Raw genomic sequence first — 24,668 nt, forward strand, 5'->3', positions numbered from 1 at the left:
GCAATGTTGCCGGAGGGCTTTTTCTTTATACTTTTGTACGGTGGAAAATACAGCGGTCAAGAAGGTTTTTGATATTAGCTTATTAAGGAGGATATTCACTTATGCAGTTCCATACAGGCGCTCGTTCTATCTTTCGATGTTCCTGACGGTGTTACTTGCCGTTATATCGCCCATGCGGCCATACCTGATACAGCTAACAGTTGATAAATATATTGCGGGTCAGGTGATGCAGATGCTGATCTATATCACTATCGTACAGGTCATTCTCCTGTTATTGGAAACGGTCATGCGTTTCTATTTCTCCTATCTCACTAACTGGCTGGGGCAGTCGGTCGTAAAAGACCTTCGTGTGGCAGTATACAGAAAGATCGTACACCTGAACCTTGGCTTTTTTGATAAGACGCCTATTGGTACATTGACAACCCGTACCATCAACGATATTGAGGCCATTAACGATGTTTTCTCAGAAGGACTGATCTCCATTATCGCCGATATGCTGATGATCATTGCCATCCTGGTGGTGATGTTCATCGAAGACTGGCGCTTAACACTGATAAGTCTTTCTCCTTTCCCGGTATTGATCATCGCTACTTACATCTTCAAGGAAAGCGTCAACAAGTCTTTCTACCGGGTGAGAAATGCGGTATCGGCACTGAACGCCTTTGTACAGGAACACCTGACAGGGGTAGTCATCGTACAGGCTTTCACTGGTGAGAAACGTGAATATGCGCGCTTCCGCCAGATCAACAAAGAACACCGTACTGCCAATATTGACGCCATCTTCGCTTACTCCGTATTCTTTCCGGTTGTGGAAATAATACTGGCTATTTCCCTTGGTCTGATGGTATGGTGGGGCGCTAATAAAGTGCTGAACTATGAGGTCACGCAAGGTGTGATGATTGCTTTTATCATGTACCTGAACATGTTATTCCGTCCGCTGCGTATGCTCGCGGATAAGTTCAATACCCTGCAGATGGGAATGGTGGCCAGCGAACGCGTATTCCGTATCATGGACAGCGACGATCATATTGCCGACAATGGCACTAAAGATGCCGCTGGTATGAAAGGCGCTATCACCTTTGATCATGTGTATTTTGCCTATAAGGATGCCGAATATGTGCTGAAAGACATTGACTTCAGCGCTAATCCGGGAGATACCATCGCTATAGTAGGCCATACAGGATCGGGCAAAACAACTATTATCAGCATCCTGAACCGCCTCTATGAAATACAGAAAGGCCGTATACTGCTGGATGGAACAGATATTAAGGACTTTACACTGAAAGCGTTACGCAGTAAGATAGGTGTAGTGTTACAGGATGTGTTCCTGTTTGCAGGTTCGGTGTATGAAAATATAACGCTGCGTAATCCGGCTATCAGCAGGGAGCAGGTGGAGCAGGCCGCAACCCTGATTGGACTGCATGACTTCATTTTACAGTTACCAGGCGGTTATGACTACCAGGTAATGGAAAGAGGAAGTACCCTTTCCCTGGGGCAGCGCCAGCTGATTTCCTTTGTACGTGCATTATTGTACGATCCATCGATCCTTATATTAGACGAAGCTACCTCCTCAGTAGATACAGAGTCTGAAATGCTGATCCAGCGCGCTATTGACAAGCTGATATCTGACAGAACTTCTATCATCATCGCGCACAGGTTATCTACTATCAGTAAGGCCAGCAAGATCATTGTGCTGGATAAAGGGGAGATCCGGGAAATGGGTACCCACGAAGAGCTTCTGAAACTGGAAGGATTCTACTATAAGTTACACAGCATGCAGTTTAAGCAGACAGGGGTGAATATGAGCTAGTTTCATTATTTTAGAGGTAGTGAAACAACTATAATCCCTACCTATTTTATGAGCTGCTTTAAAAAGTTTATTGTTGTCTGTACGCTGTTATCGCTCTTCTCGTTTGTTGCCGCTTTCGCAGGAGATTATGAAAAAGCATGGGACGCACTTAACAAAAAGGACAAAACTCGCGCAGTCGAGTATTTCAGGAAAGCGCTGAAAAGCGATCCTGCGAAAAAGAACAATGCCATAGCGGCATTGATATTACTGGAGGCTTACGAAAGCAACAGTGAAACGTTTCTTGACAAGTATCCCAATCCCCTGGATGTACTGACTGAAGTAAACCCTTACGTATATGCCTTGTGGTTTAATGATGCTGTACTTGGCGAATATGGGTTCAAGACCGGAAAACAATTATCCAATCTCAACAGGATTCTCAATGAACCCCGCTTCAATGGTTCACTGAAAGCTGCCGCTACTTACTACAAAGGGCTGCATTTTATTCACGGACAGCGCCGGGACAGTGCTGAATGGTATTATGCGAGGATCGGCGCCTTACGTAACTGGCAGTTTGTCGGCGTGTTTGATAACATCAGCGGAAGTGGTTTCAATAAAGACTACGCCCCTGTAAAGGAATCTAAGGCTGGTAAGGGCTTTTCTTCTTACAACAATACTACTATAGACTGGTTTAAGCCATTATTTGCAGATGATGCCGGATGGTCATTTGTGGGTTCATTATTCGCTTCCAAAACGGGCGTAGGATATGCGCAGACATTTGTGTACGCGGATGCAGATAAAGATGCGATCATTTCCACAGGAGGCAGAGGTTCTCAGAAGGTATGGGTCAATGATAAATTGCTCATGTCAGAAGAGGAAGAGCTGACCACAGAAATGGATAAATACAGCGCCAGATGTCATCTGAAAAAAGGATATAACCGTGTGTTGGTACAGATCGGTTTTACCAATGATAACATACCCAATTTTATAGTTCGCTTAACAGATGATAAATATGCACCATTAAAGGGGATCACTGGTACCAGCGATCTGCAGGAATACCAGGTTGACAAAAGCACGGATGCCGTAATCAGACTGCCGCATTTTGCAGAAGTGTACTTTAAAGAGCAGATGGGAAAGTATCCGCAGGATCCGATTTTTCCAATGCTGCTTGCTAAAGTATATACCCGTAATACAGAGCATGATAAGGCCAAGGAGGCCATGCATGGTCTGTTTGTAAAGTATCCGGAGAATCCGCTGGTATTGTATCAATACATAGAGGGCTTGTCTTATGAATACGACAGAACGGCTATTTCAGAATTGTCAGAGAAAATCAAACTGCTGGATCCTGAAAACTACCAGGTAAGAGCAACGGAAGAAAGTCAGCTGGAAAAGGAAAAGAAGTACAGTGAAGCGCTCGATCTTGTGAATAAGATGGAAGCAACGAATGGCGAGAAGATTACAACTGTACTGAAGAAATTATATCTGAATGCTTATCTGCAACGCATAGACAGCATGATTGCATTGTTGAAGACTGCGTATGAAAAGTATCCATCGCATCCGGCGATAGCGACGATCATGTATCAGTACAAAATGCAGATGGTAAAAGAACCCGCAGAAGCGTTGAAAGTACTGGAGACCTATCAATCGTCGTATTTCAACAGTGAGCTTGGGTATGAATTAGCGAATGTGTATTTTCAGCAGAATGAAATGGCAAAAGGAGTGGCGACATTGAAACGTATGGCGGCTATGGCGCCTTATGATATTGATGTGTATGAGCCGCTGGTAAAACATTTCTTTGCAAGGCAGGAATATGATTCTGCCATCTACTATCTGCAGATACAACATCAGATCAGTCCTTACCGGCATCAGCCGCTGGGTGATATTGCCAGTGCTTATTTACAGAAAGGGGATAAGCAGAAGGCGCTTGAATATTACAAACAGGCGTTGAGCCTGTATTCCGGCGCTTATACATATCGCGAGAAAATACGTGAACTGGAAAATAAACCGGATGTGTTCAGTTACTTCCCGCAGACCGATTACTATGCAGAGATCAGTAAATACCTGAAGTCTAAGAAAGACACTGCAAAGAGTTACAGTTACGTATTCAATGACAATAAAGTCGTGCTGTATGGAGAAGGCGCAAGTGAACGCGTGATGAACTCTGCGGTCTATATCAACAACAAAGAAGGGCTGGATTACTGGAAGGAAATCCGTATTCCTTACAACAGTGTGTATGAAGATCTGACGATTGTTAAAGCAGAAGTGGTGAAGGCGAGTGGTGCGAAGATACCTGCTGAGACATATGACAATGAGCTGGTATATACCCGTCTGGAACCAGGCGATATCGTGTACCTGAGCTATAAACTCAGTAGTTATGGGATCGGTCGTCTGGGACGTGAATACTGGGATAAATTTTATTTCTCAGCCTTCAATCCGACGCTGACGGCCAGGTATAGCGTATTGGTAGCAGACCAGGTGCCGATCTACTATGAGCTGGTCAATAATGTGAATGGAATCAAGCCGGTGGAAAGCAAGCATGAGAACTTCCGTTTGTATACGTGGGAAATGAAGAATCTGCCGGTGTTGAAGGAGGAAAGTTATAGTCCGTCAGCAAGCGATATCGGTAGTGTACTGCACGTGTCTACTGTGAAGTCCTGGGATTATATTGCGGAGTGGTACAGCGATATCACACGTATTCAATCCAAAGAAGACTTTGACATCAATGCTGCCTATAAAGAGATATTCCCTTCAGGTATTGCAGGGCTGAACGAGTATGAGAAGGCGCAGCGTATTTACAATTACATAGAGAAAAACATCAGCTACAGTTCTGTTTCCTTCAGACAGGGTGCTTACATCCCACAGCGAGCCTCTAAAACGCTGAATACCCGTCTGGGTGACTGTAAAGATTTATCAGCGTTATTTGTATCGTTTGCCCGTAAGGCGGGTATGGATGCTAACCTGGTACTGGTGAGCACCCGTGGTAATGGTCAGCGCAGTATGCAGTTGCCATCCATGGAGTTTAACCATTGTGTAGCAAGGTATAAGGATGGGGCGAACTACCGTACACTGGAACTGACGGATAATCACCTGCCATTCAATGCGATGCCACAGAGTCTGGCAGGGGCACAGGTACTGAATATTCCTTATGAGTATAAAAGCGGAGAGCTCATACAGTTATATGAGCCTACAGCTAACTTCAACGTCATCAAGCATCGTCGTAGTAAGATCCTGGTAGATAACGCTGACCTGCATATTAATACGGTGGTGACTACCAATGGGGAGGTCGCGTCCGGTTTTCGCAACAGTTATGGCGAAAAAGCGCAGGACGAGCTGAAGCAGGATCTGCAGGAAGCGGTGTCCGGACAGTTCCGTAATCCGGTGACACTGGAGAAGTTTGCTTTCCGGAACCTGGACAATCTGAGTGATACGGTGACGATGGATGAAACCTATACAGTAAAGAATGACGTCATCAGCGTAGGGGACCTGAGTATGCTGAAGCCGCCGTTACTGGACATAGTAGCGACGGTGGATATCTTCAATAACGAAGCACGTCAGTATCCGTTTGAGTACTGGAAGTATGAGAATGTAGACAGCTATAACACGGAAGTGGAGATAGAGCTGCCGGCGGGAAAAGCCTTTGATCAGGTACCTTCCGACGTGCAGGCGAGCTTCGGGAATATGAAATATGAGCTGACATATATTAAACCTGCTCCTAATAAGTTGTTAATCAAGCGGGTGTTTCAAACAAATATCCGGGACAACATACAGCCGGAAGCGTTCCCGAAGATGAAAGAATTCTTCAATTTAATTGTAGCCGCTGAGCAGAAATATGTTTCATTTAAGTAAATAATTCAATATGTTATGCGCGAGAGGGACCGCTTTCGACGGTCCCTCTTTAGTTGTATATATTTTTTGGAATCGCTCACCTTTTTGATAATAAAACTGCTATCTTTGCGCAAAATTTCAGAAAGCGGTGATTTCCTACACTCTGTCCAAATATAGACTGGTAGCCCTTATTCTTGCATTTTGCATAAGCGGTTTTAACACGTTTGCGAATACTTCAGAAGCTCATGAGGAGCCGAAGAAGGGTTTTGACGCCAAAGAGGTACTTCTTGGCCACGTTAAGGATGCCCATGACTGGCACCTGTTCAGCCTTGGAGAGTCACATGTGACTCTGCCTCTGCCTGTTATTATCTACAGCAAAGAGAAAGGCATCAGCAGCTTTTCTTCCTCAGCGTTCCATCATGGCCATGCGTCTCATGAAGGTTATCGTCTGGTAAACAAGCACTACCGTGAGGAAAAGAGGCTCGAAGAGTCAAAGTATCCTGACGAGAGGATCATTGCAGTAGATGCAAATGATAATCCGACCGGAGCTGAAATCTACGATCTGTCTATCACGAAGAACATCACTTCCATGATCATCGGAGCGATCCTGCTGATCTGGCTGATGACCTCTGTAGCGAAAGCTTATACAACAAGAGGTTCCAAGAAAGCGCCTAAAGGTTTGCAGAGCCTGTTGGAGCCGGTGATCATCTTCATCCGTGATGAAGTGGTAAAACCGAACATTCCAGGTCTCAGTGCAGAACGTTATACTCCGTTCATTCTGACCTTCTTCTTCTTTATATTAATCAATAACCTGCTGGGTCTGTTACCAGGTTCTGCTAACGTAACCGGTAATATTGCTGTGACATTCGCCCTGGCGCTGATCAGCTTTATTGCAACTATGGTTAGTGCTAATAAGCATTTCTGGTCTCACATACTGAACCCACCGGTTCCAGGCTGGGTTAAACCGATCCTGGTGCCTGTAGAGATCATCGGTATCTTCACTAAGCCGGTGTCTCTGATGATCCGACTGTTTGCCAACATCCTGGCAGGTCACATCATCATCCTGAGCATTATCTCCCTGGTATTCATCTTTGGTTCCATCAACAAGGCGGCTGGTTACGGTTTCTTACCGATCACCATCCTGTTCAACATCGTCATGATGATGCTGGAACTGCTGGTTGCTTTTATCCAGGCATTCATCTTCGCTAACCTGACAGCGGTATTCATCGGTCAGGGTATGGAAGTGGCTCACCACGATGATCATCATGCAGGTGACAACAAGCACCATTAATATATTTCATTAGGACAAATTAGTAATCAATTATAAATACACATTCATTATGGCAATTTTAACTGTTTTATTGCAGGCTGCTCCTGAAGCTGCTGCTGCTGCTGCTGCTTCAGCAGGTCTGGCTAAAGCTGGTGGTGCTATCGGTGCTGGTATCGCTGCTATCGCAGCTGGTATCGGTGTAGGTAACATCGGTAAGAGCGCGCTGGAGTCTATCGCTCGTCAGCCAGAAGCTGCGAACGACATCCGTGCAAACATGATCCTGGCTGCGGCGCTGGTAGAGGGTGTTGCCCTGTTCGGCGTTATCGCTGGTCTGTTGGCAGTAGTGCTGTAAGGCTAACTTATTACTGCATCTGGCGCACAGGGCAAAGGATGCAGTAATCTTCACTTTAAGGATGTGTATCCTGATTGCTTATCAAACAACTTGCGAACAAATTAAATATTCATACTCATGGATCTGTTACAGCCCGCGTTAGGCTTGTTTTTCATTTCATTAATCATATTCGTAATAGTATTCCTTATCCTGAAGAAATTCGCGTGGAAACCAATCCTCTCTACGCTGAAAGAAAGGGAAACATCTATCGCTGATGCTATCGCATCTGCTGAAAGAGTAAAGGAAGAAATGGCTCAGATGAAAGCTGAACATGAGCACGTACTGGCAGAGGCAAAAGCTGAGAGAAGCAAGATTCTGAAAGAGGCAAAAGATGCTAAAGATCAGATCCTCAGCGAAGCTAAAACTCAGGCCCAGGCGGAAGCTAAGAAAATCATCAGCGAAGCTTACACTGCTATCGACAACCAGAAGATGGCTGCGTTGACAGATGTGAAAAACCAAGTAGGTAAACTGGTAATTGAAGTAGCTGAGAAGGTGTTACGCAAAGAACTGACTGACAAAACAGCTCAGGAAAGCTACATCAAAGAACTGGCAGGAGAAATCAAATTAAACTAAAGCGATAGGCTGAAAGGCGAAAGCTACAGGAGATAGATGACATGATTGTCCTTTTCCTGTAGCTTTCAGCTTGAAAGGCCAAAAGATATATAATATGCAGAATCCCCGTTTAGCATCCCGCTACGCAAAATCTCTGGTAGATCTGTCCTCCGAAAAGGGTCAGCTGGAAGCTGTACACACTGATATGCAGTTCCTGCAACAGTTGTCCAAAACCAACCCGGACGTAGTAGCTCTGCTGAGAAGTCCGATCATCAAGCCTGACAAGAAACAGCAGATCCTTGCTGCTATCTTCGACGGTAAAGTGAGCGCTATTACTGCTGCTTTCGTAAAGCTGCTGGTAGTGAAAGGAAGGGAAGGTAACCTGCCTGAAATAGCGCAGGAGTTCAGCAGACAGTATGATGTGCTGAAAAACATCAGCAAAGTAAAGATCACTACCGCTGTTCCACTGGATGCAGCTATACTGGATGTTATCAAAACCAAAGTACAGGCTGGTACCGATAAAAAGGTGACACTGGAAACAGCCGTAAACCCTGACCTGATCGGCGGTTTCGTACTGGAATCAAATAACAACCTGTTCGACGCTTCTGTATTGCGTGATCTGAACGATATCAAAAAGCAATTTGCTGAGAATATTTACGTTCACAATATCAGATAATACAATTAACAGCAGCCGCTGCGTACACGCAAAGCTGTTGTCGTTATATTCATTCTTCTAACGACTATTTTTAAAAAGTATACATTATGGTGGAGATAAAACCTGATGAAATTTCGGCGATATTACGCCAGCAACTAAGCAACTTCAATGCTGCTGCCGACCTGGAAGAGGTAGGTACAGTACTGCAGGTTGGAGATGGTATCGCTCGTATCTATGGATTAAACAACGTTGGTTACGGTGAACTGGTTGAGTTCGAAAACGGCGTAAAAGCTATCGCACTGAACCTGGAAGAAGACAACGTAGGTGTGGTATTGATGGGTGAATCCGGAGAGATTAAAGAAGGTTTTAAAGTACGCCGCACCGGCCAGATCGCATCCATTAAAGTGGGTGAAGGCATGGTTGGTCGTGTTGTAAATACGCTGGGTGCTGCTATCGATGGTAAAGGCCCAATCACTGGCGAACTGTACGAAATGCCACTGGAGCGTAAAGCTCCGGGTGTTCTGTTCCGTGAACCAGTAAAAGAACCACTGCAGACAGGTATCAAAGCGATTGATGCGATGATCCCGGTTGGTCGTGGTCAGCGTGAGCTGGTGATCGGTGACCGTCAGACCGGTAAAACCGCGATCTGTATTGACACTATCATCAACCAGAAAGAATTCTTCGACGCTGGTAAACCAGTATATTGTATCTATGTAGCAGTAGGTCAGAAAGCATCTACCATCGCTGGTGTGATGAAAACCCTGCAGGAAGCAGGCGCTATGGCTTACACTACCATCGTTGCAGCTTCTGCGGCAGATCCTGCTCCTCTGCAGTTCTACGCTCCATTCGCTGGTGCTGCCATCGGGGAGTTCTTCCGTGATACCGGTCGTCCTGCACTGATCGTTTATGATGATCTGTCTAAACAGGCGGTAGCTTACCGTGAGGTATCTCTGCTGCTCCGTCGTCCTCCTGGTCGTGAAGCTTATCCTGGTGACGTATTCTACCTGCACTCCCGTCTGCTGGAACGTGCGGCGAAAGTAATCAGCAAGGATGACATCGCTCAACAGATGAACGACCTGCCAGCGTCAATCAAACACCTGGTAAAAGGTGGTGGTTCCCTGACAGCGCTGCCTATCATCGAAACACAGGCTGGTGACGTATCCGCTTACATTCCGACAAACGTAATCTCCATCACTGACGGTCAGATCTTCCTGGAATCCAACCTGTTCAACGCAGGTATCCGCCCGGCGATCAACGTAGGTATCTCCGTAAGCCGTGTAGGTGGTAACGCACAGATCAAATCCATGAAGAAAGTATCTGGTACCCTGAAACTGGACCAGGCACAATATCGTGAGATGGAAGCGTTCTCCAAATTCGGTGGTGACCTGGATGCTGCAACCAAAGCAGTACTCGATAAAGGTGCCCGTAACGTGGAAATCCTGAAACAGGCACAGTTTACTCCATACGCTGTGGAAAAACAGGTAGCAATGATCTATCTGGGTACACAGGGTCTGCTGCGTGACGTTCCTGTTAAGAATGTAAAAGCATTCGAAGAAGCGTTCCTGAACGAAATGGAAGTACGTCTGCCTGAAGTTTTGGGTGAATTCAAGAAGGGTAACCTGCCTGATGATGGTATCAAACGCATGGTAACTCTGGCTAACGAACTGAAACCAAGATTCGCTTAATCAGCATAATCTTTTATCAAGCCCGCCGGTTTTACCGACGGGCTTTTTTATTTCCCTATCTTTACGCGCTATTCCTACCGACAATTCCCCTGTTTTCACCGATATTATTCCCTCCCTTTGCCTTTAATGGGTTGAAAAGGGACGGCAGCCCAAGTAGTTTTGTTAAAAATTCACACTCCCCCATGAAACACTTTAACCTGATTCTGTTAACAATGCTCTTACCGGTCTGTATGATGGGACAGCAACGGATTTCCGGTAAGATCACTGATAGCAAAAAGCGCCCGTTGCAAGGGGTAAACGTCTCTATTAAAGACTCTTACGACGGGGCTACCAGCGCAGCAGATGGTTCATACTCATTTACCACCGACACAAAAGGAACGCAATATATCACCGCCACCCTGCTCGGATTTACCAGCCAGGAACAGAAGATCTTCATTACTGGTCCTCAGGAGATCAATATTGTCATGAGAAATAATGTGAACGATCTGAAAGTAGTGACTATCAGTGCAGGTAGCTTTGAAGCCAGCGACGAAGGTAAAACCACCGTCCTGAAACCGCTGGATATCGTCACCACCGCCGGCGCCGGTGCAGATATCGTGAATGCACTGAAGACCTTACCGGGTACACAACAGACGAATGACAGAGAAGGTCTGTTTGTACGTGGTGGTACCGGTTACGAAACACAGACCTTTATCGACGGAATGATGGTACGTAACCCTTTCTTTTCAGGATTGCCTGACCAACCAGGAAGAGGCCGTTTTTCTCCTTTCCTGTTCAAAGGAACCACCTTCAGCAGCGGCGGTTATTCCGCGCAGTACGGCCAGGGCTTGTCCTCCGCACTGATCCTGGAATCAACTGACCTGCCACAACGCTCTTCCTATACCCTGGGTGCTTCCGTAATCGGTGTGAGCGGCGGACTGGAAGAACTGATGAAAGATAAAAAAGGATCATATGGGGTAGAAGCTGACTATACCAATCTCGGACCTTACCTCGGTGTGGTAAAGCCGAAATACGCTTTCAGCAAAGACCCGGAAATCATTGGTACTTCCGCCAACTTCAGAAGGAAAACCTCTTCTACCGGTATGATCAAATTTTATGGATACTATAACCAGACTAATATGGGCACTATCCGTCCGAGCCTGGAGTACCCCGGTTTTGATGAACTCTTTGAACTGAAAAATAAAAACGTCTATACTAACCTGACTTATAAAGAAAGTCTGGGACATGACTGGAAACTGAATGCCGGTTTCTCTTTCAGCTCCAATTCGGATGACCTGAACCTCGATACCCTGAAGAAATCTAATCCTTTACATGGTAAAAATGTATCGCAGCTGACACAGACTCGCCTGGTGCTTACTAAGGGACTCGGACAGTATTCTGTACTGCGTTTCGGCGGGGAATACCAGTATGGTGTTGAAAAGTCAGACTTCGGTGGATGGCAGGCTAACTATATAGATAATTATACCGCAGGATTCGTAGAAAGCGATATCTATTTCACCCCAAGACTGTTGGGTCGTGTAGGTGGAAGAGCAGAATATACCTCCATACTGGCGAAAGCTAATTTCGCTCCCCGTGCATCACTGGCTTACAGACTGACAGGTAACAGTCAGGTGTCGCTGGCTTATGGTGACTTCTACCAGAAACCTGAACAACAGTACCTGCGCTTTAAAAATGACCTGGGATTCACAAAGGCCACACACTACATTGCCAGTTATCAGCTCGTAGCCAAGAACTATACACTGCGTGTGGAAGCCTTCTACAAAAAGTATCACGACCTGGTTAAAACCGGAATGGATACCAGTACGACAGGTACAGGTTATGCCAAAGGTATTGAGCTGTTCTGGCGTGATAAAAAGACCTTTAAGAATACCGATTACTGGATCTCTTATTCTTACCTGGATACCAAACGTAATTACCTGAATTATCCGTTTGAAGTACAGCCTGATTTTGCTGCAAAGCATACCGTGAGCGTAGTATACAAATACTATATCCCGGCTATTACTACGAATCTGGGTGTGACTTACAGCTTTTCCACAGGCAGACCATATTACAATCCGAATCTGCCGGAAAATAAGTTCATGTCAGAAAAAACGATGACGTACAACTCTGTCGGACTGAGTGCCAGTTACCTGACTTCTATCCGTAAGGCGTTCACCATCTTCGTCCTGTCTGTATCTAATGCGCCTAATATCAAACAGGTATATGGTTACCGTTATTCAACTGATAAACTGCGCAGACAAGAGATCGTTCCGAATATGCCACGATTTATCTATATCGGTATGTTCATGAACTTCGGTATTGACAGAAGACAGGATGTAATCAACAACATGTAGCCCATTCTAAAACCAATATATAAACACTTTAAACACTTTTAAACCACTCACAATGAAGCGTATCTTATTTTCCATTTGTCTGTTAGTTGGTCTGGCTTCTGCCTCCATGGCGCAGAGCGCACAATACGAAGGCGCAATGTCCAAACAGGTAGCCATGCTGGATGATTCCACCAATTTTACCCCTGACAGATTACTTGAAATTGCCAATACATTTGAGCGTATCGGTGCTGCTGAAAAATCACAATGGCTGCCCTTCTATTATGCAGGTTATTGCTATGTGATGAGCACATTTATGCAGAAAGACAATGATAAGGTAGACGATCTGGCTGATAAGGCAGCGGTGAATATCGAACAGGCAGAGGCTATCAGTCCTAAGAACGATGAGATCAACTGTATTAAATCACTGATCGCTACTTCCCGTATCCGTGTAGACCCGATGAACAGAGGTATGAAATACGGTATGGAATCCGCCAATCTGCTGGTACAGGCTAATCAGATCAATCAGGAGAATCCAAGAGTATACATGCTGCAGGGCCAGTCTTTATTCTATACACCAGAGCAGTTTGGTGGTAGCAAAACAGAAGCAAAGAAGAAGTTTGAAGTAGCCTTACAGAAATTCAGTTCCTTCAAGCCAGCCAGCGGTATTGCACCACACTGGGGGGAAGCGTATACGAAGGGGCTGCTTGCACAAATCAAGTAGAATTAGGAATTAGGAATTAAGAATTAAGAATTAAGAATTGCTTTTTCAAGGTCCGGACTATATCACAAGTCCGGCCTTTTTTATTGTGTCAATTATATCAGCAGTTTATTCCATACTAATAAAGCTATTGCCCGTTAATTCCTAATTCTTAATTCCTAATTCCTAATTGTTTCAGAGTTTCTGCCTGCAAGGCGATGTCAGTCCTCCGTAGTATCTTTAAAAACACGTTAACAAACTAGCCCTGTCATCTGTTAACCTTGAAAATGTAAATTCCATGAAAACTGGTGTGAATAAGCTGAGCGTGGCTTCCACTTCGGCGTTGGTACTGACCTATGTCAAAAGTTTGTATGAAGAAGGCCTTGGAAAGGCGTATCTGTCCCACATTGATTTTAGCCAGGTAAAAGGTTTGGCGGATGAACTGAGCAGGATCACGCCCTTATTCAGAGAAGCATTACTGATCAGAAAAAGGATCATACGGCAGATAATCAGACAACTGATGACACAACATCCGCGGCCGCAGATCTGTATCCTGGCCGCCGGACTGGACCCCCTGGGTTTGCAGATCACGGAGTATTTCCCTGATCGCGATCTGACTATTTATGAGGTGGATAGTTCCAATATGCGGGAGAAACAGGAGATCTATGCCGCGATTCATTTCTCTGATGAAAGACTCCACACCTTACAGGCGGATATCAATAATACTGCTCAGCTGATGCGCACACTGGCAGATGCCGGATATGATCCGCAGCAGCCGGCGCTGATCATCTTTGAGGGTATCATGCACTATATTTCTGAAGAGCAGTTCCTGAGTATTATGCGCAATTTCACCAGTAGCAGCAAACAGAATGCGGTGATCATGGACTATATGGAATATGCGGAAGGTTTGCCGGTAGGTTCGGTATCTAAAGCCACAGAGATGCTTGATACGATGGAGAGTTATATAGGCAGCCGTCTACAGCAATTCAGCCGTAAAAAGATTCTGAATCTCTTATCCCTGTTAGATGCTGATCTGATTGAAGTTTATGATATGCAGGCGGCAGAACTGGCATTGAATGGGCAGAACCGGGTGTATAAAGGGGAGCGGAAAGGAATGCTGGAAATTATATCCTTTCATATATAGATATGATTATAAAGAGAAAGGGAGTTCACCAGAATGGCGGACTCCCTTTCTCTTTGTATTTACAGGCTTTCCTATTCGGAAGCCAGTTCTATTTTCTTCAGCGGATTACGGGTGTTTTCCGCATATGTTTCTCTCTTTTCCAGGATATCCAGACAGGTGAAAATAGCCTGACGGAAAGAGTTGTGATCAGCCAGGTTTTTACCAGCGATATCGAATGCCGTACCATGATCAGGAGAGGTACGTACAATCGGAAGACCGGCCGTATAGTTGATACCATTTCCTGTTGCCAGAGATTTGAAAGGTATAAGTCCCTGATCGTGGTACATTGCCAGTACACCGTCAAACTGCTCGTGCATATTGCGGGCGAAGAAGGCGTCGGCACTGTAAGGGCCAAAGCATAACAGACCATTGTTTTTGGCATGTTTGATAGCAGGAATGATCTCTGTGATCTCTTCCTGGCCAATCAGACCATCGTCGCCGGCGTGTGGGTTGAGGCCCAGTACAGCGATGCGTGGACTGTCAATACCGAAGTCCTTGATCAGACTGTCTTCCATCATCTGCAGTTTCGCCAGGATGTTGTCCTTTTTCACATATTTGGAGATCTCAGCTACAGGAACGTGTTCCGTCAGCAGACCCACTCTCATGTTGTCGGCTGTCATGAACATCAGCACGTCTTTTGCGTCGAAGGCATCGCGCAGGTAAGGCGTATGGCCGGTGTAGTTGAACTGCTCGCCCTGGATATTCTTTTTGTGAATCGGAGCGGTGATCAGACCCTGAATATGTCCTTCCTTTAGGCATTCGATGGCTACTGCCAGAGAGCGGGCGGCGTATTTGCCACCTACTTCGTTGAGTACGCCGGGAGTGATCTGTACTTCTTCTTCCCAGCAGTTGAAGACGTTCACCTGTTTGTGGTTCAGGCGGGCGAATTCTTTCACGCTCTGGTAGTTGAAGTTATTTTCGTTCATCAGCTTCCTGTAGAAGTTGATGGTTTTATTGGAAGCAAATATCACCGGCGTGCAGAACTCAAGCATTCTGGCGTCAGCAAAGGTTTTGATGATAAGCTCTGTGCCTATGCTGTTGATATCGCCAACTGTAATGCCGATAACCGGTTTATTTGTATGGGTGTTGCTACTCATGCTAAATTGAGAATAATGGGCAAATATAAGAATATTAGCCGGGAGCTGTACAGGCATACCCTCTCTATCTTGCAGCTTTGCTGCTAAGTTTTCCTTAATTTTGCAGGCTAATCATGTATACACTCAAAAAATCGCTGGGACAGCATTTCCTGAAGGATGAAAATATCTGCAGGAAAATTGTGGAGGCATTACCTGTAAATCCCGGGCAGCAGATAGTAGAAGTCGGCCCCGGAGCAGGCGCCATCACCAAATACCTGCTGCAGATACCGGATGTTCACTTCAAGGCAGTAGAGCTGGACACTGAAAAGGTACAGTACCTGGAAAAGACCTATCCCGCTATTCAGGGCAAGATCATCAATGAAAGTATTCTCGATACCCCTGTTCCTTACCAGGGCGAGTTCAATCTGATCGGCAATTTCCCTTATAACATTTCTTCGCAGATCATGTTCCGTGTCCTGGAATGGCGCCAGCAGGTACCTTCCGTGGTGGGTATGTTCCAGAAGGAGGTAGCATTGCGCATTGCGGCTACGAAAGGGAAGGAGTATGGTATCCTGAGTGTGCTGACACAGGCATTTTACAAGGTGGAATACCTGTTTGAAGTGCATGAGAACTGTTTTAATCCGCCGCCGAAGGTAAAATCCGCCGTTATCAGGCTGGACAGGCTGGAAACGTCGTATGATATCGCCAGTGAACGGAAGTTTTTTGTGCTGGTAAAAACGGCTTTCGGACAGCGGCGCAAGCAGTTGCGTAATCCGTTAAAGGGTTTATTTGCTAAAGAAGTTTTGCAGGACAGCATTTTCAACAAAAGAGCAGAAGAGTTGAGTGTGGCTGATTTTGCAGCATTATCCCATAAGATGTTATGAGCAGGAAAGTATTAATCACCGCCAGGGTGCATAATTATTTGATTCACAAGCTGGAAGAAAAAGGATTCGAAGTTAGTTACCAGCCGTCTATTACATATGATGAAGTGGTGGCCGCCGTCCCGGATTGTACCGGTATGATTGTGACGACCAGGATCAAAGTGGATAAAAGTATGCTGGACCGCGCCGGGCAACTGGAGTGGATTGGCAGACTGGGAAGCGGTATGGAACTGATCGATGTGCATTATGCAGAAAGCAAAGGCATCCGTTGTGTAAGCAGTCCGGAAGGCAACAGAGATACAGTAGGAGAGCAGGCAGTGGGTATGTTGCTTGTACTGATGAACAATATTCTGAAGAGCAACCTGGAGCTGCGTGAAGGAATCTGGGAGCGTGATGGCAACAGGGCTACTGAGCTGGGTGGCAGAACGGTAGGTATCATCGGTTATGGTAATACCGGTGGTGCTTTTGCCCGTAAGCTGAGAGGTTTTGATGTGGAGATCCTGGCATATGATAAATACAAGACCGGGTTCAGTGATGAATATGTAAAGGAAGCAACAATGGAAGAGCTGTATGAGAAAGCAGACGTGGTAAGTGTGCACCTGCCATTGACGGATGAAACACATCACCTGGCTAATACGACATTCTTTGCATCCTTCAAAAAGCCTATCCGTTTTATTAATGCGGCGAGAGGAAAGATCGTAAACACGCCTGACATTATTGCAGCATTGGAGGCAGGCACCATCGCAGGCGCTTGTCTGGATGTACTGGAAAATGAGAAACTGGCTACTTACAGTGCAGCGGAAAAAGCACAGTTTGAAAAATTGCTTCATATGCCGAATGTCGTAATGACGCCGCATATCGGAGGTTATTCTCATGAAGCCAGCATCAAAATGGCGAGGATTGTATTAGAGAAATTGCACATTATTTAAGGGAGGGAATCGCCCGTATATTCTATTATAAATACCGTATATATGACAATATTTATGTCATGAAATCGGCGAGGTGATGTAAAAAATATTATATTTGCGGTATACCAATCTTGCAACGCTTCTGTGCAAACGGAGGCGTTGATTTTTTTTCTTTATTCTAAAACATAACGTTATGTCTGGTATAAACTACGTTACCAAAGAGACCCTTGACCAGATGCGTGAGGAACTCAGTTTCCTGAAAACCAAGGGCCGCGCAGAAATTGCCAGGGCTATTGCGGAAGCAAGGGAAAAAGGTGACCTCAAAGAAAATGCTGAATATGATGCTGCAAAGGAAGCCCAGGGTATGCACGAAGCAAAAGTGGCCATACTGGAGAGCGCTATTGCAACAGCAAGAATAGTAGAAGCAGATTCTATTGATACCTCTAAAGTATCCATATTGTGTAAGGTAACTATTACAAATATGGCTAATAAGAAGACAGTTACCTATCAGCTGGTTTCAGAGAAGGAGGCTGATCTGAAACTGAACAAGATTTCTGTGACATCTCCTATCGGGAAAGGATTGTTAGGAAAGGCTGTAGGTGAGATCGCTGATGTGCATGCGCCTAATGGCAGCCTGAAGTTCAAGATCGAGAACATCACTATATAATTAAGCGTTTTTTAACATAAAAAGCCCGCCCTTGTTTCCAAGCAAGGGCGGGCTTTTTTTTATAACTTTATGCGGATTAAAACAAAACCCATGTCTGTTTTCACAAAGATCATCAAAGGCGAAATACCCAGTTATAAGATAGCCGAGAACGATAGTTTTTATGCATTTCTGGACATCTTTCCGTTAGTGAAAGGTCATACGCTGATAGTGCCTAAAGTAGAGATAGACAAGTTTTTTGATGTAACGGATGATCTGCTGGGTGAGTGGTTGCTGTTTGCGAAACCTATTGCACAATCGATAGAGCGTAACTTTCCCTGTAATCGTGTAGGTATAAGCGTTGTAGGGCTTGAAGTGCCTCATGCGCACATGCATCTGATACCTATCAACACGGCGGATGATATGAATTTTGCGCGGCCCAAGCTGAAAATGACAGAAGAGGAATTCAAGGCTGTACAGCAGCAGATTATAGCTGGCCTGGAACGTTAAAGCGGAACCCTACCCCATGAAGGGTTTCTAATTTGACAGAAGGATCAGACTTAAAATGTTTCCTGAGTTTGGTGATAAACACATCCATGCTGCGGCCAAGGAAATAATCATCCTTGCCCCATACGTGAAATAATATTTCTTCCCGTTTGAGTGTCTTGTTAGCATTATCGCACAGATACTTTAACAGGTCGGCTTCTTTTTGTGTAAGTGTACTTGATACCTCTCCGTTTTTTTCACGGAGAATAAGATCATTATAGTCAAAGGTGAGTTTGCCTATATTGTATTGTGTGCGCTTTTCTGACGTGTTGTGAGCGGCTTTACTCCTTTTCAGGAATACTTCTATTCGCAGCAGGAGTTCCTGCATACTGAAAGGTTTGGTTATGTAATCATCTGCGCCGGTCTTGAAACCTTTGATTTTATCCTCATCCAGCGCTTTCGAGGTCAGAAAGAGTATGGGAATGAAGTCATTTTTTCTACGGATCTGTTCTGCCAGTGTAAAGCCGTCTTTTTTAGGCATAACAACATCCAGTAAACATATGTCAAAGGTCCGCGACTGGAATTGCTCCCAGGCCATTTGGCCGTCTGTGCTATGTACCACGTCGTAGCCCGCTTCTTCCAGTCGTTTCTTTGTTACCGCACCAACATTCTGATCATCTTCCACCAATAGGATTCTTGCTTTCATAGCTTGTGATGCTGATTATATAAATACCATATTAATGGTGTAAAGCCCCGAGTACCTTACAGGGGCCTCTATGAAGATTTTACTTCAAAGTAAATACAATTTATGAACTTCTGGAAAAACGTCAGCGTTAAACCTGGAATTATCTGTCATACAAAATATTATCCTACAATCCTTTCGGGGTTTTTTTGAAGGAACTGTTCCCATCCTTTGGCTTTACGTGTATCCGGTATTACGCTTGATTCCTGGAAGAAATGACAAACCGCTACTGCGAGCGCATCGGAAGCATCCAGGAATTCAGGACGTTCATTGAAATGTAATATTCTTTGTAACATCTGCCAAATCTGTTCCTTATCGGCATTACCATTGCCTGTTATGGACTGTTTGACTTTTTTTGGAGCGTATTCCGTTACGGGTACTCCTGCCTGCATTGCAGTCGCTATCGCTACGCCCTGAGCGCGGCCCAGCTTTAACATACTTTGCACATTCTTACCAAAGAAAGGAGCTTCAATTGCGCAGGAAACCGGTTTGTGCTCGCGTATCAGTTCATGTACACGGGCGTGTATCAGTTGTAGCCTTTCGTAGTGGTCTTTATGACGGGACAGCTTGAGTACGTTCATGTCCAGCAGGCTGGCCTTAGACCCTTCCACAAGTATCAGTCCGTAACCCATCACAAGCGTACCGGGGTCAATGCCCAGAATTATTTTTGACTTGTTTGCCAACCACAGTTTATTTTTGCCAAAATCTTGATGTCTGAACAAAAATACCAAAATAATTCTCAATTACCTGCTGGGAGCAGTGCTTTTTACGTGGTTAGCCTATTCCATCTATACACAATTGCTGCATCAGCCTAATCTGAAGGCTTCTTTATGGCAGATGATGGCCACCCTGAAAGAGAAAGGTGCACTCACCGTAGTACTGGTACTCATTGGCATGTTGCTGAACTGGGGGCTGGAAGCCCGTAAATGGCAGCTGTTAGTCAGGCCGTTACAACATATATCATTTCTTCGCGCTTTCAGCGCAGTGCTTTCCGGCGTCTCCTTTTCCATCAATACCCCTAACCGTATCGGTGAGTATGGAGGAAGGGTACTATACCTCCGGAACAACCGCAGCAAACTGAAAGGAATTGCCGCTACCATGGTCGGTAGCTTCAGTCAGCTGCTTGTCACTATTATTTTTGGGTTAACAGGTCTCTGCTACTATATCAACAAATTCCCGCTGGTAAAGGGAAATGGTTATTTCGCCCCTCACTTCTGGGAGAAAATCCTGTTAGGATTGCTAATAGTTATTTGCGCCTTGGTCATATTGTTATATTTTCGACTACAGATCATCCTGGCGATATTTGAAAAGATCCCATTGTTGAGAAAAGCCCGGGTATTTGTACAGATCATTGTTCGTTACTCAGCCGGTGACCTTGAACATTTACTCCTGCTTTCAGCTGTCAGATACGTAGTCTTCTCGGCACAGTATTTGATTTTGCTTGACACATTGGGCGTTGAGATGCTCTGGTGGCAAGGTTTTTTGATGAATGCTGTTGTTTATCTTGTAATGGCCCTGGTACCTACTATCGCTATTGCGGAACTTGGACTCAGAGGGAAAGTCAGCCTGTACTTTATGGGATTACTGAGTACCAATAGTCCGGGAATTATCGCTGCCACTGTATGCATCTGGGTAATCAACCTGGTTTTGCCAGCCATCTTAGGAAGTGTGTTGTTGCTCGGAATAAAGATTTTTAAGGAAAAATAGCTTTCATCAAAATGAGGTTCCTTCTACTATTAATCGTTTGTCTGGCCACTATTCGCCCTGTATCAGCCCAGAATCAGAATGAATTCTGCGGACTTACCAATACCAGCTTCCGGGCAGGTGAAACTATCACGTTCAAGGTATATTACAACCTGGGAAAACTCTTCGTAGGAGCCGGAGAAGCTACATTTACCTGTAACCTGGAGAAACTGAACGGAAGAGACGTATACCACATCTCCGGAGATGGTAAAACATTCCGCACCTACGACTGGTTCTTTAAAGTAAGGGATAAATATGAAAGCTTTGTCGATACCGCCTCCCTCCAACCCCTGCGTTTTATCAGAAATGTAAATGAAGGCGGTTATAAGATATACCAGAACGTTACCTTCAATCATGCAGAAAATACCGCTGTCAGTAACGAGTCTACCCTGAAGATACCTAAGTGTACGCAGGACGTGATCAGTGCTATCTATTACGCCCGTAACATTAATTTTGATAAGTATAAACCAGGTGACAAGATCTACTTCAATATGTACCTGGATGAAAAATTATACAATATCTATATCCGTTATATCGGTAAGGAAACCGTATCCACCAAGTTCGGTAAGTTCCGCGCGATCAAATTTGCTCCCCTGCTGATCCAGGGTACTATGTTTGAAGGTGGTGAGAAAATGCTGGTGTGGGTGAGCGATGACGGGAATAAAGTACCGCTGCGCGTAGATAGTCCCATCTCTGTAGGCAGTATCAAGGTAGATATGGTCGAATACAAAAACCTCCGTTATAACTTTACATCCCTGATCAGTAAATAACCCCCCTTCCTGACGGCTGTCATCCTCTTTTTACCTAATTTTAACGTTCTGTATGCAATGGCCTGCCATTTGCGGACTATAATAATACCTATATTTGTTTGCACATTAATACTTTATTGAATATGGAAGAGCGTAAGCCAAAAATATTGCTGGCAGAAGATGATACCAACCTGGGTATGGTACTGAAGAATTATCTCGAACTGAATGACTACGACGTAGAACTGTGCCGTGATGGTATACTCGCGCTGGCAGCGTTCAGACGCGAGAAATTTGACATCTGCCTGCTGGACATCATGATGCCTAATATGGATGGTTTTAAACTGGCAGAAGAGATCCGCGACGTTGATCCGGATATTCCTTTGTTCTTCCTGTCTGCCAAGACAATGAAAGAAGATGTGATCCATGGCTACAAACTGGGCGCTGATGATTACATCACCAAACCTTTTGACAGTGAACTGTTGCTGCTCAAAATCAAAGCGATCCTTAAACGTAACCAGGAACTGAACAGCAAAGAAGAAGAACAGCACGAGTTCCGCATCGGTCGTTATGCATTCAATGCACGCCTGCGTACACTCACCAGAGACGGCGATTCACACACTTTATCTCCTAAGGAGAACGAACTGCTGCGTATGCTGTGCGAACATAAAAACGACCTGCTGCCAAGAGAGCTGGCCCTGAAAAAGATCTGGGGCAGCGATACTTATTTCAACGGCCGCAGTATGGACGTTTATATCGCTAAACTGCGTAAATACCTGAAGGAAGACCCGGATATCGAGATCGTCAATATCCATGGTAATGGTTTCCGCCTGGTAGTAAAGGACTGATCATATTACGAGAGTATAATGGGAAAGCTCCCGGCGAACGAGGTTTTATCACTCCGCGCCGGGAGTTTTTTGTTTTGTAGCAAAGCATATCAGAGATGTAATGAAACTTTTACTAATAGAAGATGAACCGTCGGTAGTCTCCTTTATACGGCGCTATCTTGCAGAAGCCGGCTATGATGTCAGTGTTGCACTGGATGGTCAGTCGGGACTACAGATGGCCACCGAAAATAACTTTCAGCTGATCATCCTCGATGTCATGCTGCCGGGTATGAACGGTATTGCCGTGTGTAAGGCTTTGCGACAACAACAATTAACCACGCCTATCCTTATGCTGACCGCTTTGGGCTCCACCGAAAACGTAGTGGCAGGCCTTGACAGCGGTGCTGACGACTATCTGGTAAAACCGTTCAAACAGGCCGAATTACTGGCCCGTATCCGCTCCCTGCTGCGTCGTAACAATGACACAGCTGCCGCAGCTACACCAGCTGTAACACAGAGTAACGGTAATGTGCTGAAAGTAGCCGATCTGGAACTGGACCTCAATACCAAAAGCGCCAGCAGATACGGACAAACCATTGTGCTGACCGCTACCGAATACCGGCTGCTGGAATATATGATGCGCAATCCCAAAAGGGTATTATCCAGGATGGAAATACTGGAAAACGTCTGGGGCGTTGACTTTAATATGAATACCAAAGTAGTGGACGTATACGTCAATTACCTGCGTAAAAAAGTAAACCGCAAAGACCAGCCGGCACTGATACAGACAGTGGTCGGTATGGGATATATGCTTAAAGAAGAAGAATGACGATACGTAATAAGATAATGGGCCTTTTTACCGGTCTGACTGTTTCTATCATACTCATGATGGTCGCATTTGCCTATTTTCTTATTAGCAGACAGTCCTTCGACGACTTCTACAAACGCCTTGAGATCAGGGCGTATATCGCCGCCAGGGCCAGACTGACAAAGGATGAGGGAAACAGCGCGGCCTATGCCGAGATCAGGAATGAACACCTGGAACGGCTGCCACATGAACGGGAATACTTCATCCGGCTGGACACAACCGGTAAACCGCCACATTACTCCGAACTATCACCCTTACGCAATACCTTCTATGATAAAGTAAAATCATCTGGTAAAGCCACTTATCGCTTCAGGGATACGTTCTTCCAGGGCGTATTATTTGAGAATGAATCCGGCCGTTATATCGTCATTGTTTCCGCCAGTAACGTCTTCGGACAGGAGTTCATGACCGAACTGAGGAGAACATTGCTGATCTGTCTGATCATTGCAGCTATAGTCATTGTCACAACAGGCTTGTTTTTCTCCCGTTATATCCTGCGGCCCGTCAGACTGATCACCTCCCGCGTAAAGGATATCAGGGCACATAACCTGCATCTGCGCCTCGATAAGCCGGATAGTGATGACGAAATGAGTGAACTGGCGATGACCTTCAATAATATGCTGGACCGCCTGGAAACGGCGTTTGAAACACAGAATAACTTTGTCAGCAATGCCTCCCATGAACTGGGAACGCCCCTCACAGCTATTATCGGAGAAGCAGAACTGGCGCTCAACAAACAACGCTCCGAACTGCAATACCAGCAGTCCCTCTCTGTTATCCTGAAGGAAGCAGAGCGACTGGAACATATCACAAAGAGTCTGTTAAGTCTCGCCCAAACCGGATTTACCGATAAGAAACAGCGATTGGAACATATTCGTACGGACGAGCTCATATTCACTGTAAAAGAAACGATTGACCGTATCAATCCTGATAACCAGGTAGAAATAGACTATTCTATGCTGCCGGAAGAAGAAGATAAACTGGTCATTCTGGGCGATCCGCAGCTCCTACAGCTGGCATTGAGCAACATTGTGCAGAATGCCTGCAAATACTCAGATAACCGCCCGGCATCTATCGCCCTGGCTGCTACCGATCACGACAATATCATCATTATTAAAGATAATGGTATCGGTATCCCTACCCAGGACCTGCCCTTTATATATGATCCTTTCTTCCGCGCTTCTAACACCAGCGGTTATAAAGGGTATGGAATCGGTTTACCGCTGGCGCGGAATATCGTGCGCCTACATGGTGGAAATATCATTGTAAACAGCCACCAGAACCAGGGAACGGAGATCCGCATCACCATTCCTACGTATACTCCTTCCAGGTGATTCTTACCGTTTTCTTACCGCTTTTTGGTGCCTTTCTTACCTAACGCTGTTTTTCTTA

The 24,668-nt window shown here is 45.3% G+C and carries 22 protein-coding genes; 19 read left to right on the forward strand and 3 right to left on the reverse strand.

What is annotated here, in order from left to right; genetic code table 11:
• Window positions 1-40: 40 nt before the first annotated feature.
• The 10 genes from CPIN_RS06080 to CPIN_RS06125 all read left to right on the forward strand — a co-directional run bounded on the left by CPIN_RS06080 (window position 41) and on the right by CPIN_RS06125 (window position 14,317).
• Window positions 41-1,810 (forward strand): ABC transporter ATP-binding protein, encoded by a 1,770-nt coding sequence (locus CPIN_RS06080; protein WP_012788901.1) that lies wholly within the window; start codon window positions 41-43, stop codon window positions 1,808-1,810.
• Window positions 1,811-1,858: 48 nt separating this feature from the next.
• Window positions 1,859-5,632: a DUF3857 domain-containing protein gene (locus CPIN_RS06085; protein ID WP_012788902.1), complete on the forward strand. Its 3,774-nt coding sequence runs from the start codon at window positions 1,859-1,861 to the stop codon at window positions 5,630-5,632.
• Window positions 5,633-5,759: 127 nt separating this feature from the next.
• Window positions 5,760-6,902 (forward strand): F0F1 ATP synthase subunit A, encoded by a 1,143-nt coding sequence (gene atpB / locus CPIN_RS06090; protein WP_012788903.1) that lies wholly within the window; start codon window positions 5,760-5,762, stop codon window positions 6,900-6,902.
• Window positions 6,903-6,951: 49 nt separating this feature from the next.
• On the forward strand, window positions 6,952-7,233 hold the full coding sequence (atpE, locus tag CPIN_RS06095; RefSeq protein ID WP_012788904.1) for an ATP synthase F0 subunit C: 282 nt from the start codon (window positions 6,952-6,954) through the stop codon (window positions 7,231-7,233).
• 117 nt (window positions 7,234-7,350) lie between these two features.
• Window positions 7,351-7,845 carry a F0F1 ATP synthase subunit B gene (gene atpF / locus CPIN_RS06100; RefSeq protein ID WP_012788905.1) on the forward strand — a complete coding sequence of 165 codons (495 nt, stop codon included), beginning with the start codon at window positions 7,351-7,353 and terminating at the stop codon, window positions 7,843-7,845.
• A 94-nt stretch (window positions 7,846-7,939) separates the two neighbouring features.
• Window positions 7,940-8,500: an ATP synthase F1 subunit delta gene (gene atpH / locus CPIN_RS06105; protein WP_012788906.1), complete on the forward strand. Its 561-nt coding sequence runs from the start codon at window positions 7,940-7,942 to the stop codon at window positions 8,498-8,500.
• Window positions 8,501-8,586: 86 nt separating this feature from the next.
• Window positions 8,587-10,164 carry a F0F1 ATP synthase subunit alpha gene (gene atpA / locus CPIN_RS06110; protein WP_012788907.1) on the forward strand — a complete coding sequence of 526 codons (1,578 nt, stop codon included), beginning with the start codon at window positions 8,587-8,589 and terminating at the stop codon, window positions 10,162-10,164.
• 182 nt (window positions 10,165-10,346) lie between these two features.
• Window positions 10,347-12,497, forward strand: a complete 2,151-nt coding sequence (locus CPIN_RS06115) for a TonB-dependent receptor (RefSeq protein ID WP_012788908.1) — start codon at window positions 10,347-10,349, stop codon at window positions 12,495-12,497.
• A gap of 52 nt (window positions 12,498-12,549) precedes the next feature.
• Complete coding sequence (locus tag CPIN_RS06120) at window positions 12,550-13,197, forward strand: hypothetical protein (RefSeq protein ID WP_012788909.1); 648 nt, start codon at window positions 12,550-12,552, stop codon at window positions 13,195-13,197.
• Between the two features lie 274 nt (window positions 13,198-13,471).
• The gene (locus CPIN_RS06125; RefSeq protein ID WP_012788910.1) at window positions 13,472-14,317 is read left to right on the forward strand and encodes a class I SAM-dependent methyltransferase; all 846 of its coding nucleotides are present in this window, start codon (window positions 13,472-13,474) and stop codon (window positions 14,315-14,317) included.
• A gap of 71 nt (window positions 14,318-14,388) precedes the next feature.
• Here the strand turns inward: CPIN_RS06125 and pdxA are convergent, their stop codons facing one another.
• Entirely contained in the window at window positions 14,389-15,453 is a 1,065-nt protein-coding gene (gene pdxA, locus CPIN_RS06130; protein WP_012788911.1) for a 4-hydroxythreonine-4-phosphate dehydrogenase PdxA, read from the reverse strand.
• 113 nt (window positions 15,454-15,566) lie between these two features.
• Between pdxA and rsmA the strand changes: the two genes are divergently transcribed.
• From rsmA to CPIN_RS06150, 4 genes are all read left to right on the forward strand, one after another.
• Complete coding sequence (gene rsmA / locus CPIN_RS06135) at window positions 15,567-16,316, forward strand: 16S rRNA (adenine(1518)-N(6)/adenine(1519)-N(6))-dimethyltransferase RsmA (protein ID WP_012788912.1); 750 nt, start codon at window positions 15,567-15,569, stop codon at window positions 16,314-16,316.
• Window positions 16,313-17,242 (forward strand): NAD(P)-dependent oxidoreductase, encoded by a 930-nt coding sequence (locus CPIN_RS06140; protein WP_012788913.1) that lies wholly within the window; start codon window positions 16,313-16,315, stop codon window positions 17,240-17,242. Before rsmA ends, CPIN_RS06140 begins: the two co-directional genes overlap by 4 nt.
• Window positions 17,243-17,414: 172 nt before the next feature.
• Complete coding sequence (gene greA / locus CPIN_RS06145) at window positions 17,415-17,888, forward strand: transcription elongation factor GreA (RefSeq protein WP_012788914.1); 474 nt, start codon at window positions 17,415-17,417, stop codon at window positions 17,886-17,888.
• A 90-nt stretch (window positions 17,889-17,978) separates the two neighbouring features.
• Window positions 17,979-18,374, forward strand: coding sequence for an HIT family protein (locus CPIN_RS06150; protein WP_012788915.1), 396 nt, complete (start codon window positions 17,979-17,981; stop codon window positions 18,372-18,374).
• Here CPIN_RS06150 and CPIN_RS06155 read toward each other — a convergent pair.
• Together CPIN_RS06155 and ruvC are read right to left on the reverse strand one after the other, a co-directional pair.
• Window positions 18,352-19,056, reverse strand: a complete 705-nt coding sequence (locus CPIN_RS06155; RefSeq protein ID WP_012788916.1) for a response regulator transcription factor — start codon at window positions 19,054-19,056, stop codon at window positions 18,352-18,354. The two genes, CPIN_RS06150 and CPIN_RS06155, sit on opposite strands and share 23 nt — an antisense overlap.
• Before the next feature lie 158 nt (window positions 19,057-19,214).
• Window positions 19,215-19,775, reverse strand: coding sequence for a crossover junction endodeoxyribonuclease RuvC (gene ruvC / locus CPIN_RS06160; RefSeq protein ID WP_148230513.1), 561 nt, complete (start codon window positions 19,773-19,775; stop codon window positions 19,215-19,217).
• Between the two features lie 76 nt (window positions 19,776-19,851).
• Here ruvC and CPIN_RS06165 point away from each other — a divergent pair, with 76 nt between their 5' ends.
• The 5 genes from CPIN_RS06165 (at window position 19,852) to CPIN_RS06185 (ending at window position 24,610) form a co-directional block, all read left to right on the forward strand.
• Window positions 19,852-20,799, forward strand: coding sequence for a lysylphosphatidylglycerol synthase domain-containing protein (locus tag CPIN_RS06165; protein WP_071820365.1), 948 nt, complete (start codon window positions 19,852-19,854; stop codon window positions 20,797-20,799).
• A gap of 11 nt (window positions 20,800-20,810) precedes the next feature.
• Entirely contained in the window at window positions 20,811-21,605 is a 795-nt protein-coding gene (locus CPIN_RS06170) for a DUF3108 domain-containing protein (protein ID WP_012788919.1), read from the forward strand.
• Between the two features lie 122 nt (window positions 21,606-21,727).
• Complete coding sequence (locus tag CPIN_RS06175) at window positions 21,728-22,429, forward strand: response regulator transcription factor (protein ID WP_012788920.1); 702 nt, start codon at window positions 21,728-21,730, stop codon at window positions 22,427-22,429.
• A gap of 100 nt (window positions 22,430-22,529) precedes the next feature.
• Window positions 22,530-23,237, forward strand: coding sequence for a response regulator transcription factor (locus CPIN_RS06180; protein ID WP_012788921.1), 708 nt, complete (start codon window positions 22,530-22,532; stop codon window positions 23,235-23,237).
• Window positions 23,234-24,610: a sensor histidine kinase gene (locus CPIN_RS06185; protein ID WP_012788922.1), complete on the forward strand. Its 1,377-nt coding sequence runs from the start codon at window positions 23,234-23,236 to the stop codon at window positions 24,608-24,610. The genes CPIN_RS06180 and CPIN_RS06185 overlap by 4 nt, the downstream gene beginning before the upstream one ends.
• Window positions 24,611-24,668: the final 58 nt, after the last annotated feature.

The sequence above is a fragment of the Chitinophaga pinensis DSM 2588 genome, from assembly GCF_000024005.1.
Classification (GTDB): domain Bacteria; phylum Bacteroidota; class Bacteroidia; order Chitinophagales; family Chitinophagaceae; genus Chitinophaga; species Chitinophaga pinensis.

Excerpts from the sequence above, each read along its gene's own strand:
- CPIN_RS06085 (WP_012788902.1), top strand. The coding sequence starts at position 1,859 with ATGAGCTGCTTTAAAAAGTTTATTGTTGTCTGTACGCTGTTATCGCTC.
- atpE (WP_012788904.1), top strand. The coding sequence starts at position 6,952 with ATGGCAATTTTAACTGTTTTATTGCAGGCTGCTCCTGAAGCTGCTGCT.
- atpF (WP_012788905.1), top strand. The coding sequence starts at position 7,351 with ATGGATCTGTTACAGCCCGCGTTAGGCTTGTTTTTCATTTCATTAATC.
- atpH (WP_012788906.1), top strand. The coding sequence starts at position 7,940 with ATGCAGAATCCCCGTTTAGCATCCCGCTACGCAAAATCTCTGGTAGAT.
- atpA (WP_012788907.1), top strand. The coding sequence starts at position 8,587 with ATGGTGGAGATAAAACCTGATGAAATTTCGGCGATATTACGCCAGCAA.
- CPIN_RS06115 (WP_012788908.1), top strand. The coding sequence starts at position 10,347 with ATGAAACACTTTAACCTGATTCTGTTAACAATGCTCTTACCGGTCTGT.
- CPIN_RS06120 (WP_012788909.1), top strand. The coding sequence starts at position 12,550 with ATGAAGCGTATCTTATTTTCCATTTGTCTGTTAGTTGGTCTGGCTTCT.
- CPIN_RS06125 (WP_012788910.1), top strand. The coding sequence starts at position 13,472 with ATGAAAACTGGTGTGAATAAGCTGAGCGTGGCTTCCACTTCGGCGTTG.
- pdxA (WP_012788911.1), bottom strand. The coding sequence starts at position 15,453 with ATGAGTAGCAACACCCATACAAATAAACCGGTTATCGGCATTACAGTT.
- rsmA (WP_012788912.1), top strand. The coding sequence starts at position 15,567 with ATGTATACACTCAAAAAATCGCTGGGACAGCATTTCCTGAAGGATGAA.
- CPIN_RS06140 (WP_012788913.1), top strand. The coding sequence starts at position 16,313 with ATGAGCAGGAAAGTATTAATCACCGCCAGGGTGCATAATTATTTGATT.
- greA (WP_012788914.1), top strand. The coding sequence starts at position 17,415 with ATGTCTGGTATAAACTACGTTACCAAAGAGACCCTTGACCAGATGCGT.
- CPIN_RS06150 (WP_012788915.1), top strand. The coding sequence starts at position 17,979 with ATGTCTGTTTTCACAAAGATCATCAAAGGCGAAATACCCAGTTATAAG.
- CPIN_RS06155 (WP_012788916.1), bottom strand. The coding sequence starts at position 19,056 with ATGAAAGCAAGAATCCTATTGGTGGAAGATGATCAGAATGTTGGTGCG.
- CPIN_RS06170 (WP_012788919.1), top strand. The coding sequence starts at position 20,811 with ATGAGGTTCCTTCTACTATTAATCGTTTGTCTGGCCACTATTCGCCCT.
- CPIN_RS06175 (WP_012788920.1), top strand. The coding sequence starts at position 21,728 with ATGGAAGAGCGTAAGCCAAAAATATTGCTGGCAGAAGATGATACCAAC.
- CPIN_RS06180 (WP_012788921.1), top strand. The coding sequence starts at position 22,530 with ATGAAACTTTTACTAATAGAAGATGAACCGTCGGTAGTCTCCTTTATA.
- CPIN_RS06185 (WP_012788922.1), top strand. The coding sequence starts at position 23,234 with ATGACGATACGTAATAAGATAATGGGCCTTTTTACCGGTCTGACTGTT.